We start from the raw sequence: 13,337 nt of genomic DNA, 5'->3' as shown, positions 1-13,337 counted from the left end.
ACTTTAAAAAAACCATCTGTTATAATCCTTCGCAATTTCTATTCGGCTTTTGTTGTGCATCGAAATTTGTCTGCATAACGCTTCATTTTGTTCAAGGTAGCCCATGGCGCAAGCTAAAAAATCTGTTGATATTAAAAATATCCGTAATTTCAGTATTATTGCTCACATTTATGACTGACATTAAGAAGCTATAAGACACAACTCGACGCATTAAGCCATGAAACTCAATAAAAGCCTTTAATTAGGCTTTTTTTATGCGTCACTATAAGACACAATGAAACACTAATGGAAACTATGAGCCAAGCTAAATATGTACACAAACGTGTACATAAATAGGAATATGGCACAAGTTTGATGGGTCTAGTGTGTACATGGTGATATATGGCGATTTCAGAAGCTTGGCTAAAAGCTCAACTTGGTAAAGACAGAGAAAAAATAGAAGAGTTCGCCGATCGCGATGCCATGAGTGTTCGTATTACTCCAAAAGGCAAAATCGTCTTTCAGCTACGCTACAGGTATAACGGCAAGCAGCATCGACTGGATCTTGGCTCATATCCAAATTTAACATTGAAAAATGCACGTTTAGAATCAGATCGTCTTAGAGCGGTACTTGAAAAAGGGCTTGATCCAAAACAGGTAAGATTGAAAGAGAAGGTGAGCATTAGAGATGCATACACACTAGAGACTTTGTTTTATGAATGGTATGAGAAATTCTGTGTACCCAATAAATCTAGTCATAATGAGATAAAGCGCTCTTTTGAGATATACGTGCTTCCAAATATTGGAAAGCAGAATAGTGATGATATAAGCGCATATCAGTGGCTTTCATTACTGGAGGATGTAGCAAAGAAATCACCTTCCATTTCTGCCCGTCTTTTGATTAATGCAAACCAGTGCCTCAAGTGGGGGCAGAAGCGCGGTTTAATCTCAGTCAATCACCTAATGAATGTTTCAGCCAAGCATGACCTGCGTATTGAAAAAGGCGTAAAAGAACGAGCGCTGAGTGACAAGGAAATCTATTTAACTTGGTATGCCCTAAAGCGAACCAAGATGACTTATAAAAATAAGTTGTTTCTAACACTCTTGATTATCTACGGCTGCCGCGTGGGTGAGCTTAAGCTTGCCAAAAAATCTCATTTTGATTTAAAAGAAATGATATGGACTGTTCCTCCTGAAAATCACAAAACAGGGAAGAAAAGTAAAAAGCCGATTTTAAGACCAATTACGGAAAACATTAAACCCTACTTGCTTGAAGCAATGGAATTCAGCCAAGGTTCTGAGTACTTGTTTACAATTGATGGGACTACAAGGCCGCTAGGTGAGACATCACATCTCACAATGCCAAACAATATTTTCCAATGGCTTAAGAGGCATAAAGGTGTTGATCTGGAGCATTGGTCTGTACATGATCTTCGCAGAACTATGCGTACCAATATGTCAACGATTGCACAGCCTCACGTATGTGAGATCATGTTGGGGCATGCTCTTCCAAAGATATGGGGTACATACGATAAGCATGATTATTTATCAGAGCAGAAAGAAGCCTACGAGAAGTGGATGGATAGACTAGAATCAATTTGGAAGAATGAAGCGCTAGATAACTAGCGCTTTTTTTTGTAGTGGCCACGATTCATACCAACCCAGTAGTTTGCCTGAATCATAGTTATTTCCTGCGCCTCTGCATTCAGAAAACGGCTTAGGCATTGGGTTTTCGTAAAGCTCGCCATTTTGCCAACGGTTTAGAGTTCGTGATGACCTACCAAAAATTTCCTCTAAGTCAGGAGTTTTTAGTACTGGGCGTGAACAAAGCGCCTCTTTAATAGTCATTCCTTCAAACTTATTCATAATACCTCCTTCTTAATATCAATTAACTCAAATGGCAATTTGGTGTCCAATCCCTTGCATTCATCCTTATATCCAAAACTTACAAGGATGTAATAAAGGGCAGAGGCTTGCTCCGCCGTGAATGTTTTGGTTGTGCCTGACTGCCCTATGACGAGTGGTGCAAATTCTTCAGCAAGCTCTTGGGCGATGTGTTGGAGGTTAGTCATGAGCCGGCTCCATTTTCATGAAAGTGATCCAGTGAGTATTCGCACGCTTTCCACTGATATGCCCGAACACAGGCTTTTGATCTGTTAATGCTAAAATTTCACTGACTTTAATTTGTGTTTCATTCCATTTAAAAATCAGCACACCGCCATTGACCAACACGCGGAAACATTCCTCAAATCCTTTACGAATATCATCCTGCCAATTTGCTTGAAGTTTTCCATACTTCAAAGCAAGCCAGCTTTCTTTTCCTGCCTTAATCAAATGTGGTGGATCAAATACAACTAAATTGAATTGACCATCTTTGAATGGCATTGATCGAAAGTCCATTTCAATATCAGGCGATACCTCAAGAGAGCGCCCATCACATAAAATGTGCTTTTCTGAACGAATATCTCCGAATACGACATTTGGATTTGTACGATCGAAATGCATCATGCGAGAGCCGCAGCAGGGATCAAGGATTTTGGTATTCATGACTTTGCTCCTGAGAGTCCTTAATTGCATCCACCCAACTTTCAGCTTCAAGCATGTGCTTAATTGCATTTGAAAGCTTCTTGTTGGCAATATCCACATAGGTTTGGGCTGTAAGGCCTTTTCTGATCTCTTCTTGGCAATTTCTTAATTCAGCAACAGCATTTTGAATTTCATGTAGAGCCACTTCAGAGGTTTTTTTAATTAACTTACTCATGACTTTGCTCCTGTGCTTCGACTTCTTTAAGGAATTCAGCATCTTCAAATTCTCGAATTAGGTTAAACGCAATATCACATTGCCCTCTAATCGCAGCTCGATTCACAGATATTCCACCAACAATTTCCGCATAACTGGAAAGCTGAGTTAATTCCTCCAATACATTGATAGTATTTTTTGGTACCAATACAAACCCTTCAGGTGTAGATTGAATCTTTGCTACTTCAGCAAACATCCACCACGCAGCAGATAGTAGTTCAGCTTCTTTATCTCGCCATTTTTCTGTAGCAATAAAACAATCTAAATCTTCATCGAAACGCAGCAAGGTTGAAAAAAAGCGTTTAAAAGTTTTTGTCTTTTCAAATTGCTTAAGCAAATGATTTTCTTTTTGAATTCCCATCACGCTACCTTTATTTCGATATAGTTAGAGTCTTGGTAATTCACGAATTCGTCATACAGTGACTGGCAAGCTGCATTACCCGTTAAATCATTCTTTACAAACACATAGCTCAGCGACTTCTTTGTGCCTTTTCCTGAGAACGTGCAACTACCATCAGCCAGCACTTTCTTTACATAGCCCAGCAACTCAAGCCAAATCATGAAGGCAATGACATGTTTGTTTTTAATTCTAAAGATCATCGATACCCCCACGTATTAACAAAATTTTGAATACAGTCTTCAATTCCAAAGAGGTTGATGTCCCTGTAAGTTCTTACCCGCCCGTTGTGCTGAACTAACAGCACACGGGTAATAGAAGAGTAGGTGTAGCTCATGTAATCGCTCTCCCTTGTCCTTGGGTTGTATTGATGATGTGAGCTTTTACATTTTCAAAATGCTGGGTTTCAATGCCTAATAAGCTATCGATCCCTTGATCTTCACAATAGGTCATAACATCAATGCCAGCTTGTGCTAGGAGGTCTTGCAATTCATCACGTTGAGCTTCTGAGATCCCATTAAATTCAGGCGGATTCATCCACTTTTGAAGGTTCATATTAAAAGTGCAGTTCAATTCTTTTGCCCGAGCTAGCATGGCTTGGCGCATGTTTTGGTAGTAAAGGTGTTCTTTATCCAATGCCTCAGTCATTTGGTTAAAATCACCAGCATGTTGGGCTTCTGCACAGCTTTGCTTCCAGTTCTCTAAGTCTTCAACAGCTTTAGCTAATGCCAGCTGATCAGGTGTAAGCGTGTTGATATGAGCCTTCGCATCTGCAATTAAGTCTGCAAGAAAAGTAGGGTGTGATTTAAGATCGGGTACCCAAACTTCACCAGTTTCACCTCCTAGAGCACCTGAGTTTTTCGCATGGTGTGTTGGGGAGGGCTTAAAATTAATGACTCTCGCATTTTTACCTTCACCAGTAGTAACAGTGGTCAAATAACCCATGATGTCTGCAATACGGTAAAGTTCATTTCGGTTCTTACCACCAAGCTCAGGACGATAGATGATCTGATCACCGCTTTGGTCTTCTGAGGCATGGGCAATAAAGACAACATCCTTACCAAAACTTAAAAGCGTATTGATGTACTGCTTAAATTTCATGTTTGCTAAGCCTTGGGCTTTTAACTTGAGTGCACCATCTTGCTGACGGTTATTCGCTGTCTTAAGCAAATGTGTCTTGATGGATTCAAGCATTGCGCCCACAGTATCAATAACAACCGTATTGAAAGGTGCTAAGTCTTGTTCAGTAATGTTTTCAATATCTGACCACTGCTGAACAGGAACAACAGCTCCGCGACGAAGTTCACCAGTACGGTGTGCACCACGGTCAAAGTCAAATGAAATAGCTTTATCTGCGGTAAAGCCCAATGATGTTTTACCAAGCCCCGGATCTGCATAGATGTAAGTAATAATCGCGCTTACGTTTAATGCTTGGTCTGCTGGAATAATAGGTATAGCCATGATGAATACTCCTTATCTCGAACCAACCCAACCCATACGACGCTTAAAAGCTCTGCGTTCGCTGAGAGGAATGTGTGTGCGTTGTAGGTCTTGAGCTAGTTTCTTGCGTCGCTGAGCCTCTTTAACCCAAGGCAGGCTCTCTAAGCTTTTGCGTAAATCACCATTCAAGCTTTCCTGTTTAAGCAACCAGCGCACGTATGGTTGGTCTAAATCAATAAGGGCAGTACCTTTATGCTTGCCGAAGTTAATAACTTCTTGTGAATTAGTAGAAGTAGTCATTAGCCTGCCTCCACTAAACGATGTTTTTCGATATAGCCTTTGATGAGGGCATTGAAGTTCTGATGGTCGATGTGATTTGTGAAGTCGTTGTATGGATTGCCTAGGGCATCTGAAACAGTCACTTCGTCTAGATTGGTGACGTCTACAGCGGTGAATTCACTACCCGGTACGCCGTAGCTGTCTTGAAATGCTTCAACTTCAAAATGTGCAGTAACACGGAAACCGTCTAAACGAATAACAGCTTCGCCGTGGTTTTCACCGGTCATGCGTAATGCTAAGAGTTGATATTCAGAAGGGGCTACGTTGGCAACTACGGGTTGTGCAGCCTGTGGTGAGGTCTTAAACCCACAGCTAAGCACGCCTATTGTTACAGCAGCTACACCAAGAGATATCTTGATGGTATTGAAAGGGGATAAGGTTTTGTTCATAATTGATCTCGCAGTTTCTGTAAAAGCACTCAAAGGGTTCGAAGTCTTGAGTGCTTTTTTAATGTCTGTGAGATAAATATAACTATAGTTATTTTTATAGTCAATAGAAAAGCAAATAAAATATATCTAAAGTTATATAGAATTATAGTTGTAAGAATTTTTATGTTTTAATAGACAAAAGAAAACCCACCATGGTGGTGGGTTGGATGGATGCAGCCATGCGAAAAAAGTCAATAAATTATGCTCAACCTAGTAATACTCCTCAAAATAGAAGAATTGAGTCTGAGTCAAAGAAGATTGAATTGCGTTTAGAAGAAATTACAATTAAAAAAATTCTATCTGCTGGAGCCTCTTTAACAAGTGGGGTGTTAAGGAAACGCTAGGAGTTTCGATTTAATCTTTTGATTTGTTGGCCCAGTAATATATCAAGCTCATCTTTCTTAGCTAAAAGTAGTGATATTGACTGAATGCAAGCATTCACACTTGGTGACAAGGTTATATCATCATCTCTACCTTGAGCACTTAACCTCTGGTATTCACACCTATACCCAGATTGCCATAATTTATCACTCATTTCGCTCATTAATGATGTTTTGATTGAATATAGTTTTTCGAATTCATCAAACTTAACTTTACTGTTAAGTATGTAAAAATGATTATGAATGCAAGGAGTTTTATCGATATCAATATCTAAAGAATCATCTAATAGAAAAAGGCTATGTTTTGCCTTTAAACCAACTGGATGTGTTGTAACATCAATTAACTCACCCTCAGGAGATTCCCAAATAGCATGGTGCACTGCTTCAATGCATACACCTGGCCACAAGAGCATTAACCAGCCAAATTTAACCGCCCCACCATTGTTGATGGAGTAATATTCAGAATTCCAATAGCAGTTACCAAGTGGTAGAGGGTTATTTAAAATAGGCACCTCAGTAAGACTTACCGATGGATTTATTTTTTGGGCTAAGTTGACTGCAAAAATGTTCTGTAAATTAGTTTCACGATATTTAGGGGTTATTTCACCCATTTTTCTCTCCATCCAAACTGTGTTAGGGCACTGCGTCAGGTTCGTAGCTTTACTTAGTATTAAGTTTTTCAGTTAACTACTTATGTACATCTTGAAAAAGTAAGCAAGCCAAAAAGACCTAGAAAAACAATATACCAAGTGTCTCTTACTAAATCTTTTCCACCATATGCGTTAAGAATTTCAAAAATTGGAAAACATGCAAACAATGAAAGTAATGCGTATACGCCTAATGCCCAAAGCCAATCGGTGCCATAAAGTGGATCTGGTTTCTCTCCGTTGTTCTTGCGTTTCACCCAACCCCTGATTGAAATATAGAAAAAATATAGAGCTGCAAGGCCTTGTAGGAAGAAAACAACGGCTATGAGTGGATCATTGCCATCTATGCTTCCAGCTCTTGACCCTGTGTATACGTAAGCAAACGCTTGCATAGGCAGTGGTAACAAAATGAAAAATGAAATTATATTTTTAAGCATAATAATTGTTTAAGGTTTTACTAACTTTAAAGGGTTTGCGAAAGGCTCGTAGTTTTAAATTAATTTTCAGGTATAAGTCGTTTAACGGCTTCTTCTATTTCTTTTTCGGCTTCCAAATAACACTCAATCCAAAATTCTGCTTTTGTCAGATTGGTATTGGTAGGGTTATCGATATGTTGTTTACCAATTTTTGCTTTAGTAAGCTCAAGAATGAGAGCTTCTTTTGTATTTTGATTCATATATTTCTCCATCCGATTTATGCGAAAGAAATGCTTCGGATTCGCAGTTTAAAAAATCATTGAAACCCAACAAAGGGTTACTACTACACAGAGTAGCCCCAATTTTATGTAGTCAAATTTATTCATCTTAGATTCTTCTTATGAACCCCAAGTCATGCTTGGAGTTTATTTATCAGAATATTTTCCTAAAAAGTCATCTACCCAACCTTGTGCTGCTTCAAGATTGGTTATATCGGCTAGTTTTAGATTAGTGCTTTCTGCTTCGTTGAAGCCCTCAATAATCGCTTCAAAGATGTTTACTTCACCAATGACCTCGTGTGCTATTTCCGCAGGGTCATAGCTTTGTTTTGCTTTATTGAGCGCTGAAATTTGCTTATCAATTCCTGCGCCAATTTTTTCTAATGCCAATTTGAATTCTTGACGATTAATTGTTAGCGCAGTTTTGGATTTATTAAGTGTTCCGATCATTATGCTTTCCTCTTTTAGAATTATCATTGCCTGGGAAAGCGGTCTTACACTAGCCTAGCCCTAGCGTCTAACTCGCTTTACAACCTGTTTCCACCAGTACTGCCCTAATATAGTTATACCTTCTGATTCTATTTTGCTAGGGGAGTAGTATTCGTCAGGAAATTGATTTTTATCAGGGTTTGCTGAGACAGCCTTAAAGCCACCCTTACCTTCATCACTCCAATTAAACAAGTATTTAATTTTTGTATCATCCCCAACCTGAAAAGCATAAATTTCCCCGTCGTAAATGGTTCTAGCAGACATATCAATTGATATGGCCTGTCCATCTTTTAATTTAGGAAACATACTCTCTCCGCGGACATGGATTACCTTGGTTGCGGATGGTTGAACATTACATTCTTTAATTAGATCAACAGGGAAAAGCATCTTATTGTTGCTTGGCTTTTCTAAATTTAAGTAGCCATTGCCAGCACTCACAAATACATCATCATAATAATCAATAGCTACGTATCCATCTGGAACGGGATCGCCAGATTGATAGATACTAACCTCCATCGCAGATATATCGGCATTGCTTTTTTCTGGAGTTGATTCACTACCAGTTGTTAACCATAGAGGGTCAACATTTAAAAAATTAGCAATCAGTGGAAGGAAAGATGATTTCAGATTTCGACCAGATTCTAAGGCCTGATATGCAGGCTGAGACATTTTCACAGCTTCCGCTACTTCTGCTTGGGTTTTCCCCGCACGCTTTCTTGACTGCTTAAGCCTGTCTTTTAATTCCATCTTTCAGAACCTCAAAATCTTAATAACAAATATATAACCTTGGTTATATGAGTTCAAATAGTTATAGTTATTGACTAAAAATAACTATAGTTATAATATTGGTTATATCTAGTGAGGATATAACTATGAGTAACAACACAAATAATATTTTCCAGTTGCTCGTAACCCATTTTGGTGGGCAGGAAAATACAGCAAAAGCCCTTGGGGTCAAACAACCAGCAGTGTCTGGCTGGGTGCGAGGCTCAAAAAGAATGTCTGAGATCGTTGCGATGAGAGCCCAGGCGGCGACAGATGGAAAATTCAAAGCGGTTGAGTTATGTCCATCTCTTAATGATTTCAAGCAATTGGCAATATAACCAATTATCACTTTGTCAAACCTTCAAAGAAACGTGAAACAAATAAAGGATTTCACAAATGCAAGAAATAACACTAAGCCGTGAAGCACAAACGGCAATTTTTAAAATGATTAACCAGACGCAGGGGATTTCACCAAAGGAAATTGCTCAGGTCACTGGTGATTCGCATAACACGATTTGCAACTACGGCAACGTAGGGATGCCGAACCATTTACCGAGCTTAAAGAAGCTTGAAACCATCATGTTGTATACGCAGAACCCTGAAATTTTAAAGGTGTGGGCGCATCAGATGGGATATGCATTAGTGCCAGTGGATTGCGACTCAAGCAAACATCATGAGCTATCGATCTTTGAAGCAATGATGCAACACAACATTAAAAGCGGAAAAGCAAACCGCGTTGTGTATGAGGCTTACGAGGATGGAGTGATTACACCAGCGGAATACGAAGAGATCCACCAAATTACCCAGGGCTTGATCGAGTTGATTACCGCCGTGGATCAGGCAGCGCTTAAGCAAATGCAGAAGTACACGGCAAATGCTCAAAAAGAAAAAGCCTGATCTTGGGGACCAGGCTTTTCATATTCATCAACTTTAGAGGTGTTAAATGAATAGTTCAAACTTAGCACAATTTTTAATCAAAAAAAAGCCTGAGTTTGACGTCAGGCTTTTAAAGATATCCAACCATGCGGAGTCAGATATGTATTTGAATCTAGCACATAAATTGGGCAAAAAAAGCCTGATCTTGGGGATCAGGCTTTTTCAGCATTCATTACTCTAGGATGGAATAAATGAACAATCAAAATTTAGCACAAGATTTAACTAAAAAAAAGCCTGAGGCTCGACTCTCAGACTTTCTAGTTCAAAAACATTCTAGTGGAATTGAACATGTATCTGAATCTAGCACAGCAAACAGGCAAAAAAAAGCCCGAGAGTTGAGATCGGGCTTTAGTATTCAATTCAGAGGGTACACTTTCATGAACGACGCAAATTTACCACAACAAGTCATTGAAGACAATATAGATTTTTTAATCGGGGATGCTGTTGTGCTTGATAAAGCTTTAGGCAACTTTGATGGAATTTATGAAATCACAGAGGTTTATGAGAACAACGTCGATGTGTATATCGGTATCGGCATCTTAACCCTAAACAAAAGGTTTGTTCGTAGTGCCTCAACCACTGAGCTCAATGCTAAACGCCGTTTAACAGAGGCTGAGCAAGCCTTAGCGGAGGTTCCATGATTACTAACAAGGCCATTCAAAAGAAGCCTGAGCATAAACAGATGATGCAGCTTCAATCATGGTACGAACCAGCACTCCGTACATTAGATGGATTGCTGGAGATCCGCAGGGCAAATCTTCGCAAGGTCAAAGGTGATGAAAAGAATGCTGCAGTCACACGAGACGAGTTTATGGAAATGCTGATCAACGATCATCGCATTTCGGTTTGGTATGCAGGTGAAATCATTTCAAGCCTGCATCGAGTAGGTCAGATTTTTATGTTTGGACGATTCATTCAAATTAATGAAGAGGTAGGTGAGTTGTGAGCTTAGATGCAACGATTTGGGTGTGGAAAGTACGCCAGAAACAAAAGAAAGGCGGCAGTTTAAAACCACTTAAAAAGCTCGTTCTTTTATCACTTGCCGACCGAGCAAGTGAAGATCATTGTGCCTATCCAAGCATGGCACGGTTGGTGGAAGATACCGAAATGGACCGTAAAACTGTGCTTAAAATCATCGATGAGCTGATTGAAGATGGCTTAATTGTCGATACCGGTGAACGAAAAGGGCGCACAAAACAGGTCAAAGTTTATCAATTATTGGGTGTAAAAGGTCGGGAAACGATCCCAACAACGGTACTCTTAAACACTGAAGATACTGATTTAAACAGTCCCAACAGTGGAACAGTTCCAACAACGGAACAGTTCCAACAATTCCATGAAAGAGTCCCAACAATTCCGTTAAACAGTCCCAACGTTGGGACACGGAATCTTTCAAAGAATCTCTCATTAGAATCTAAAAATAAAAAAGACTGGCTTTGCTCAAAAAAACTTCGTGAAGAAATTACTTTGGCCGATGACAGCATCGAACCAGAAACTCTCATGACAGCAAAATGGGTAGAACGAGAAAAACGTGCCTTTGAGATTTACAACCAAGACAAATCGATTTGCGATGAACTTTTGAATTTCTACTTTGCGGATTGGCTGCTGCATGCTTACCGAACTAAGTATTCTCAAGAAACTAAAACGGGATATGGCAAAACACCTGCAGCAGAACCTAAGCAGCTCACTGAAAAACAAATCTCAGCGTTTGCTCAGAAACTTGCCCATCACCCCGAGTTTGCCAGCAAGCAAAGCGCACCGGGTGACTCATACGAGCAACTGGCATCACGCATTGCCATCAAACTCATGAACCCAGCCCAAGCGAAGAAATGGGAACCATACCTCAAGCAAGTTGGGTTTACAGGCACGCTTATGGGGGCTACAGCATGAAACAGCAAAATTTCAGTGCAAGACAAGCTGTAAGACAGGGCGAGCGAATGATAATGGTCTTGCAGGAAATGTTGTCTAAACGAGGTAAGACCAGTGTTGTCGATGTGCAAGGCATGATGGGTATGACCACACGTACAGTCCAACGCTATTTAGATCAATTGGTTCAAGCGGGATATGTGTTACGTGACGATGCAACACCAGCAGGATTTATTCCTTCTGAGAAAGCCAAACAATTGTTTGAGGTAAAAGTGTGAGTAGCAGCTACTCCATTGCTGAATACAAAAAGATGATCGGTGCGAATAAACCTAAAAGAGGATCTAAGCGTCCAAAGCTTAAAGGTGAAAAAGTACAGAGTGAGGGTGAGGTGATATTGGCCACTGCTCTGAGAGTGTTAAAGATTGAGTTTGAGCAGGAGTTTAAGTTTCATCCTACACGTAAATGGAGAGCAGATTTCCATTTGAAGGGCAAAAAGATATTGGTCGAAGTGGAAGGCGGGATCTGGAGTAATGGTCGGCATACAAGGGGTAAGGGTTATTTAGGAGATTTAGAGAAATATAACGAAGCAACAATGATGGGTTATCAGGTAATACGGTTTAGCACCGAGCAAGTGAAAAGCGGCAAAGCGATTGAGCAAATAGAGAAGATGGTAGGGGGGGTGGGATGACGGCAGCAGTAACAATTATGCAAGCAGTGGATTGGACACGTTTTGATTTAGAGGGGTGGTTATATCAATTTGGTGCTTGGATGAATACCGTATCTGGTACATGTGGGAAAAGTATCAATCCAATCGCTGTAGCAATGGATAGTGCGGTGAAAGCTCAAAAATATAAGAAGCTGACTAAAGAGCAACAACAGCAGATTATTGTGGATTACTTAACTGGTGATTTTGAACCGCCAAAGTCGCGACGTAGCAAACTGACTTGTCAGATTGATGATAATGAAGCCCGCGCTGTGCAGCGTTTGATTCTAGATATGCAGGGGCAATCCGTAGTCTTAGATGACTGGCTAGATGCCATCATTTGCCGTTATTTCTATAACAATTCTTGGGCAGAAATGAAGAACTCAACCCGTACCGAAATGGATGCCAAATTTGATGTTAAGTGTGGATTGGCTGCTTTGCATGTTCGGTATGGGTTTATAAGATTATTAAACTAAAATTGTGAATAATCACAACTTTAAAAAGTTATGTCTCGAACTGATTGAAGCATGCCAAATATAAAAGCCCACTTTTTTGTGAGCTTTTTCTTAAGTACAGTAACTATACGCCCTAATATTTTTGGCGGGACTATAAGGCTCGATGCTTCTAATTTTCTGATTTAGTGGAATTTCAACATATGTGAAAAAAGGTAAAGTATCATTTTCTGGATCAATCTTATGAGAATTTAATGATTTAGATGTCTCATTACTAAAAGCTTTGAAACAACGTTTATTAAAAGAGGAAGAAAATTTATATGGATTATTATCTTGAGTGTGTATGCGAAATTCTATATTAGAGATTGCATTCTTGTTAAGATTTTTTGTGTTGTAATTGATTTGTAGTAACATTTTTTGTTTGGATTCTGAATTTACAGTGTCAACTACAAAGATTCTATAATCGGCCGATTGGTAATCAGTTCTAAGAGCTTTTAATTCTTTTATTTCATAGTTTTCTTCTTTAATTTTTTTAAAATCATCAAGAGTCTTAGTGCTATAGATACATTTGTCTTTACCACAAATTAGCTTAAAGTATTTTTTATCTTGAATAGCGATGTATTTTTTACTCGAAAGTACACTTTCAATGGCGTTTTTTCTTCCCAAGGACGTAAAGTCCACAATTTTAGTTAAAAATGACATTAAAAATAGCGAAAGAAAAATCATAAAGACGTAAGAACCAAAGAACCTGTTCGATAATACATTTCTTTTATTTTTTATTTTATCTTTATGATTTTTAATAACTATTGATCTAAATAAGGATTTTGGTTTCAAATCCTTTTGCTTACTAATGTAGCGTTTTAAAAAAAAGGTGGCATAAAAATCAAGTTTTATTTTTACATACTCAAACCGAAATGGCAGGGGGGTAAAGAAATAAATTATTGTTGAAGCAATTATTAAAAATAGAAATGAAGTAGTAGTTTTTTTGTATAAAAACCATAATAAGCATAATCGTTAGAATC

25 protein-coding genes and 1 pseudogene are annotated in these 13,337 nt (G+C 39.0%); 11 read left to right on the top strand and 15 right to left on the bottom strand.

What is annotated here, in order from left to right:
• Positions 1-103: 103 nt before the first annotated feature.
• Together F946_RS17550 and F946_RS06895 are read left to right on the top strand one after the other, a co-directional pair.
• Positions 104-169 (top strand): annotated as a pseudogene (locus F946_RS17550) (hypothetical protein); the annotation flags it as partial.
• Positions 170-381: 212 nt separating this feature from the next.
• Entirely contained in the window at positions 382-1,605 is a 1,224-nt protein-coding gene (locus F946_RS06895) for a tyrosine-type recombinase/integrase (RefSeq protein WP_004980543.1), read from the top strand.
• Here F946_RS06895 and F946_RS06890 read toward each other — a convergent pair.
• The 9 genes from F946_RS06890 to F946_RS06850 form a co-directional block, all read right to left on the bottom strand.
• Positions 1,594-1,845: a hypothetical protein gene (locus tag F946_RS06890; protein ID WP_004693796.1), complete on the bottom strand. Its 252-nt coding sequence runs from the start codon at positions 1,843-1,845 to the stop codon at positions 1,594-1,596. The two genes, F946_RS06895 and F946_RS06890, sit on opposite strands and share 12 nt — an antisense overlap.
• Entirely contained in the window at positions 1,842-2,051 is a 210-nt protein-coding gene (locus F946_RS06885; RefSeq protein ID WP_004980542.1) for a hypothetical protein, read from the bottom strand. The genes F946_RS06890 and F946_RS06885 overlap by 4 nt, the downstream gene beginning before the upstream one ends.
• Positions 2,044-2,526, bottom strand: coding sequence for a TRM11 family methyltransferase (locus F946_RS06880; protein WP_004980540.1), 483 nt, complete (start codon positions 2,524-2,526; stop codon positions 2,044-2,046). Before F946_RS06880 ends, F946_RS06885 begins: the two co-directional genes overlap by 8 nt.
• Entirely contained in the window at positions 2,507-2,740 is a 234-nt protein-coding gene (locus tag F946_RS06875) for a hypothetical protein (protein ID WP_004980538.1), read from the bottom strand. Before F946_RS06875 ends, F946_RS06880 begins: the two co-directional genes overlap by 20 nt.
• A complete protein-coding gene (locus F946_RS06870) occupies positions 2,733-3,140 on the bottom strand; it encodes a hypothetical protein (RefSeq protein WP_004980536.1) in 408 nt (135 codons plus the stop codon). Before F946_RS06870 ends, F946_RS06875 begins: the two co-directional genes overlap by 8 nt.
• Positions 3,140-3,379, bottom strand: a complete 240-nt coding sequence (locus tag F946_RS06865; RefSeq protein ID WP_004980534.1) for a hypothetical protein — start codon at positions 3,377-3,379, stop codon at positions 3,140-3,142. Before F946_RS06865 ends, F946_RS06870 begins: the two co-directional genes overlap by 1 nt.
• A 130-nt stretch (positions 3,380-3,509) precedes the next feature.
• Positions 3,510-4,637, bottom strand: a complete 1,128-nt coding sequence (locus tag F946_RS06860; RefSeq protein ID WP_004980532.1) for an ATP-binding protein — start codon at positions 4,635-4,637, stop codon at positions 3,510-3,512.
• A 12-nt stretch (positions 4,638-4,649) separates the two neighbouring features.
• Positions 4,650-4,916, bottom strand: a complete 267-nt coding sequence (locus tag F946_RS06855) for a putative quorum-sensing-regulated virulence factor (RefSeq protein ID WP_004980529.1) — start codon at positions 4,914-4,916, stop codon at positions 4,650-4,652.
• Entirely contained in the window at positions 4,916-5,344 is a 429-nt protein-coding gene (locus F946_RS06850) for a hypothetical protein (protein WP_004980526.1), read from the bottom strand. Before F946_RS06850 ends, F946_RS06855 begins: the two co-directional genes overlap by 1 nt.
• A 206-nt stretch (positions 5,345-5,550) precedes the next feature.
• Here F946_RS06850 and F946_RS06845 point away from each other — a divergent pair, with 206 nt between their 5' ends.
• A complete protein-coding gene (locus tag F946_RS06845; protein ID WP_004980525.1) occupies positions 5,551-5,727 on the top strand; it encodes a hypothetical protein in 177 nt (58 codons plus the stop codon).
• Here the strand turns inward: F946_RS06845 and F946_RS06840 are convergent.
• The 5 genes from F946_RS06840 to F946_RS06820 all read right to left on the bottom strand — a co-directional run bounded on the left by F946_RS06840 (position 5,724) and on the right by F946_RS06820 (position 8,340).
• Entirely contained in the window at positions 5,724-6,374 is a 651-nt protein-coding gene (locus F946_RS06840; RefSeq protein ID WP_004980523.1) for a hypothetical protein, read from the bottom strand. The two genes, F946_RS06845 and F946_RS06840, sit on opposite strands and share 4 nt — an antisense overlap.
• Positions 6,375-6,454: 80 nt before the next feature.
• Entirely contained in the window at positions 6,455-6,847 is a 393-nt protein-coding gene (locus F946_RS06835; RefSeq protein WP_004980522.1) for a putative four-helix membrane protein, read from the bottom strand.
• Positions 6,848-6,906: 59 nt separating this feature from the next.
• The gene (locus tag F946_RS06830) at positions 6,907-7,086 is read right to left on the bottom strand and encodes a hypothetical protein (RefSeq protein WP_004980520.1); all 180 of its coding nucleotides are present in this window, start codon (positions 7,084-7,086) and stop codon (positions 6,907-6,909) included.
• Between the two features lie 165 nt (positions 7,087-7,251).
• On the bottom strand, positions 7,252-7,554 hold the full coding sequence (locus tag F946_RS06825) for a hypothetical protein (RefSeq protein WP_004980518.1): 303 nt from the start codon (positions 7,552-7,554) through the stop codon (positions 7,252-7,254).
• A gap of 60 nt (positions 7,555-7,614) precedes the next feature.
• Complete coding sequence (locus tag F946_RS06820) at positions 7,615-8,340, bottom strand: XRE family transcriptional regulator (RefSeq protein ID WP_004980515.1); 726 nt, start codon at positions 8,338-8,340, stop codon at positions 7,615-7,617.
• A 125-nt stretch (positions 8,341-8,465) separates the two neighbouring features.
• Here F946_RS06820 and F946_RS06815 point away from each other — a divergent pair, with 125 nt between their 5' ends.
• The 8 genes from F946_RS06815 (at position 8,466) to F946_RS06780 (ending at position 12,339) form a co-directional block, all read left to right on the top strand.
• A complete protein-coding gene (locus tag F946_RS06815) occupies positions 8,466-8,696 on the top strand; it encodes a Cro/CI family transcriptional regulator (RefSeq protein ID WP_004980513.1) in 231 nt (76 codons plus the stop codon).
• Between the two features lie 58 nt (positions 8,697-8,754).
• Positions 8,755-9,255: a phage regulatory CII family protein gene (locus tag F946_RS06810; RefSeq protein WP_004980511.1), complete on the top strand. Its 501-nt coding sequence runs from the start codon at positions 8,755-8,757 to the stop codon at positions 9,253-9,255.
• A 230-nt stretch (positions 9,256-9,485) separates the two neighbouring features.
• Positions 9,486-9,935, top strand: coding sequence for a hypothetical protein (locus tag F946_RS17400; RefSeq protein WP_004980509.1), 450 nt, complete (start codon positions 9,486-9,488; stop codon positions 9,933-9,935).
• Positions 9,932-10,240 carry a hypothetical protein gene (locus F946_RS06800; RefSeq protein WP_004980507.1) on the top strand — a complete coding sequence of 103 codons (309 nt, stop codon included), beginning with the start codon at positions 9,932-9,934 and terminating at the stop codon, positions 10,238-10,240. Before F946_RS17400 ends, F946_RS06800 begins: the two co-directional genes overlap by 4 nt.
• Complete coding sequence (locus F946_RS06795) at positions 10,237-11,184, top strand: helix-turn-helix domain-containing protein (RefSeq protein ID WP_004980505.1); 948 nt, start codon at positions 10,237-10,239, stop codon at positions 11,182-11,184. Before F946_RS06800 ends, F946_RS06795 begins: the two co-directional genes overlap by 4 nt.
• Entirely contained in the window at positions 11,181-11,438 is a 258-nt protein-coding gene (locus F946_RS06790) for a helix-turn-helix domain-containing protein (RefSeq protein ID WP_035326532.1), read from the top strand. Before F946_RS06795 ends, F946_RS06790 begins: the two co-directional genes overlap by 4 nt.
• Before the next feature lie 32 nt (positions 11,439-11,470).
• Positions 11,471-11,848 carry a DUF559 domain-containing protein gene (locus F946_RS06785; protein WP_035326873.1) on the top strand — a complete coding sequence of 126 codons (378 nt, stop codon included), beginning with the start codon at positions 11,471-11,473 and terminating at the stop codon, positions 11,846-11,848.
• Positions 11,845-12,339: a hypothetical protein gene (locus F946_RS06780; RefSeq protein ID WP_004980499.1), complete on the top strand. Its 495-nt coding sequence runs from the start codon at positions 11,845-11,847 to the stop codon at positions 12,337-12,339. The genes F946_RS06785 and F946_RS06780 overlap by 4 nt, the downstream gene beginning before the upstream one ends.
• A gap of 90 nt (positions 12,340-12,429) precedes the next feature.
• Here the strand turns inward: F946_RS06780 and F946_RS06775 are convergent, their stop codons facing one another.
• A complete protein-coding gene (locus F946_RS06775) occupies positions 12,430-13,149 on the bottom strand; it encodes a hypothetical protein (RefSeq protein ID WP_155118241.1) in 720 nt (239 codons plus the stop codon).
• Between the last annotated feature and the right edge of the window lie 188 nt (positions 13,150-13,337).

Source organism: Acinetobacter johnsonii ANC 3681 (assembly GCF_000368805.1).
In the GTDB taxonomy this organism is placed as follows: Bacteria; Pseudomonadota; Gammaproteobacteria; order Pseudomonadales; family Moraxellaceae; genus Acinetobacter; species Acinetobacter johnsonii.
Note: the sequence above shows the minus strand (reverse complement) of the source record. Positions and strands in the feature narration are given on the sequence as shown.

What these genes read in the sequence shown, in the direction of transcription:
- F946_RS06895 (WP_004980543.1), top strand. Translation starts at nt 382, where the DNA reads ATGGCGATTTCAGAAGCTTGGCTAAAAGCTCAACTTGGTAAAGACAGA.
- F946_RS06890 (WP_004693796.1), bottom strand. Translation starts at nt 1,845, where the DNA reads ATGAATAAGTTTGAAGGAATGACTATTAAAGAGGCGCTTTGTTCACGC.
- F946_RS06885 (WP_004980542.1), bottom strand. Translation starts at nt 2,051, where the DNA reads ATGACTAACCTCCAACACATCGCCCAAGAGCTTGCTGAAGAATTTGCA.
- F946_RS06880 (WP_004980540.1), bottom strand. Translation starts at nt 2,526, where the DNA reads ATGAATACCAAAATCCTTGATCCCTGCTGCGGCTCTCGCATGATGCAT.
- F946_RS06875 (WP_004980538.1), bottom strand. Translation starts at nt 2,740, where the DNA reads ATGAGTAAGTTAATTAAAAAAACCTCTGAAGTGGCTCTACATGAAATT.
- F946_RS06870 (WP_004980536.1), bottom strand. Translation starts at nt 3,140, where the DNA reads ATGGGAATTCAAAAAGAAAATCATTTGCTTAAGCAATTTGAAAAGACA.
- F946_RS06865 (WP_004980534.1), bottom strand. Translation starts at nt 3,379, where the DNA reads ATGATCTTTAGAATTAAAAACAAACATGTCATTGCCTTCATGATTTGG.
- F946_RS06860 (WP_004980532.1), bottom strand. Translation starts at nt 4,637, where the DNA reads ATGGCTATACCTATTATTCCAGCAGACCAAGCATTAAACGTAAGCGCG.
- F946_RS06855 (WP_004980529.1), bottom strand. Translation starts at nt 4,916, where the DNA reads ATGACTACTTCTACTAATTCACAAGAAGTTATTAACTTCGGCAAGCAT.
- F946_RS06850 (WP_004980526.1), bottom strand. Translation starts at nt 5,344, where the DNA reads ATGAACAAAACCTTATCCCCTTTCAATACCATCAAGATATCTCTTGGT.
- F946_RS06845 (WP_004980525.1), top strand. Translation starts at nt 5,551, where the DNA reads ATGGATGCAGCCATGCGAAAAAAGTCAATAAATTATGCTCAACCTAGT.
- F946_RS06840 (WP_004980523.1), bottom strand. Translation starts at nt 6,374, where the DNA reads ATGGGTGAAATAACCCCTAAATATCGTGAAACTAATTTACAGAACATT.
- F946_RS06835 (WP_004980522.1), bottom strand. Translation starts at nt 6,847, where the DNA reads ATGCTTAAAAATATAATTTCATTTTTCATTTTGTTACCACTGCCTATG.
- F946_RS06830 (WP_004980520.1), bottom strand. Translation starts at nt 7,086, where the DNA reads ATGAATCAAAATACAAAAGAAGCTCTCATTCTTGAGCTTACTAAAGCA.
- F946_RS06825 (WP_004980518.1), bottom strand. Translation starts at nt 7,554, where the DNA reads ATGATCGGAACACTTAATAAATCCAAAACTGCGCTAACAATTAATCGT.
- F946_RS06820 (WP_004980515.1), bottom strand. Translation starts at nt 8,340, where the DNA reads ATGGAATTAAAAGACAGGCTTAAGCAGTCAAGAAAGCGTGCGGGGAAA.
- F946_RS06815 (WP_004980513.1), top strand. Translation starts at nt 8,466, where the DNA reads ATGAGTAACAACACAAATAATATTTTCCAGTTGCTCGTAACCCATTTT.
- F946_RS06810 (WP_004980511.1), top strand. Translation starts at nt 8,755, where the DNA reads ATGCAAGAAATAACACTAAGCCGTGAAGCACAAACGGCAATTTTTAAA.
- F946_RS17400 (WP_004980509.1), top strand. Translation starts at nt 9,486, where the DNA reads ATGAACAATCAAAATTTAGCACAAGATTTAACTAAAAAAAAGCCTGAG.
- F946_RS06800 (WP_004980507.1), top strand. Translation starts at nt 9,932, where the DNA reads ATGATTACTAACAAGGCCATTCAAAAGAAGCCTGAGCATAAACAGATG.
- F946_RS06790 (WP_035326532.1), top strand. Translation starts at nt 11,181, where the DNA reads ATGAAACAGCAAAATTTCAGTGCAAGACAAGCTGTAAGACAGGGCGAG.
- F946_RS06785 (WP_035326873.1), top strand. Translation starts at nt 11,471, where the DNA reads ATGATCGGTGCGAATAAACCTAAAAGAGGATCTAAGCGTCCAAAGCTT.
- F946_RS06780 (WP_004980499.1), top strand. Translation starts at nt 11,845, where the DNA reads ATGACGGCAGCAGTAACAATTATGCAAGCAGTGGATTGGACACGTTTT.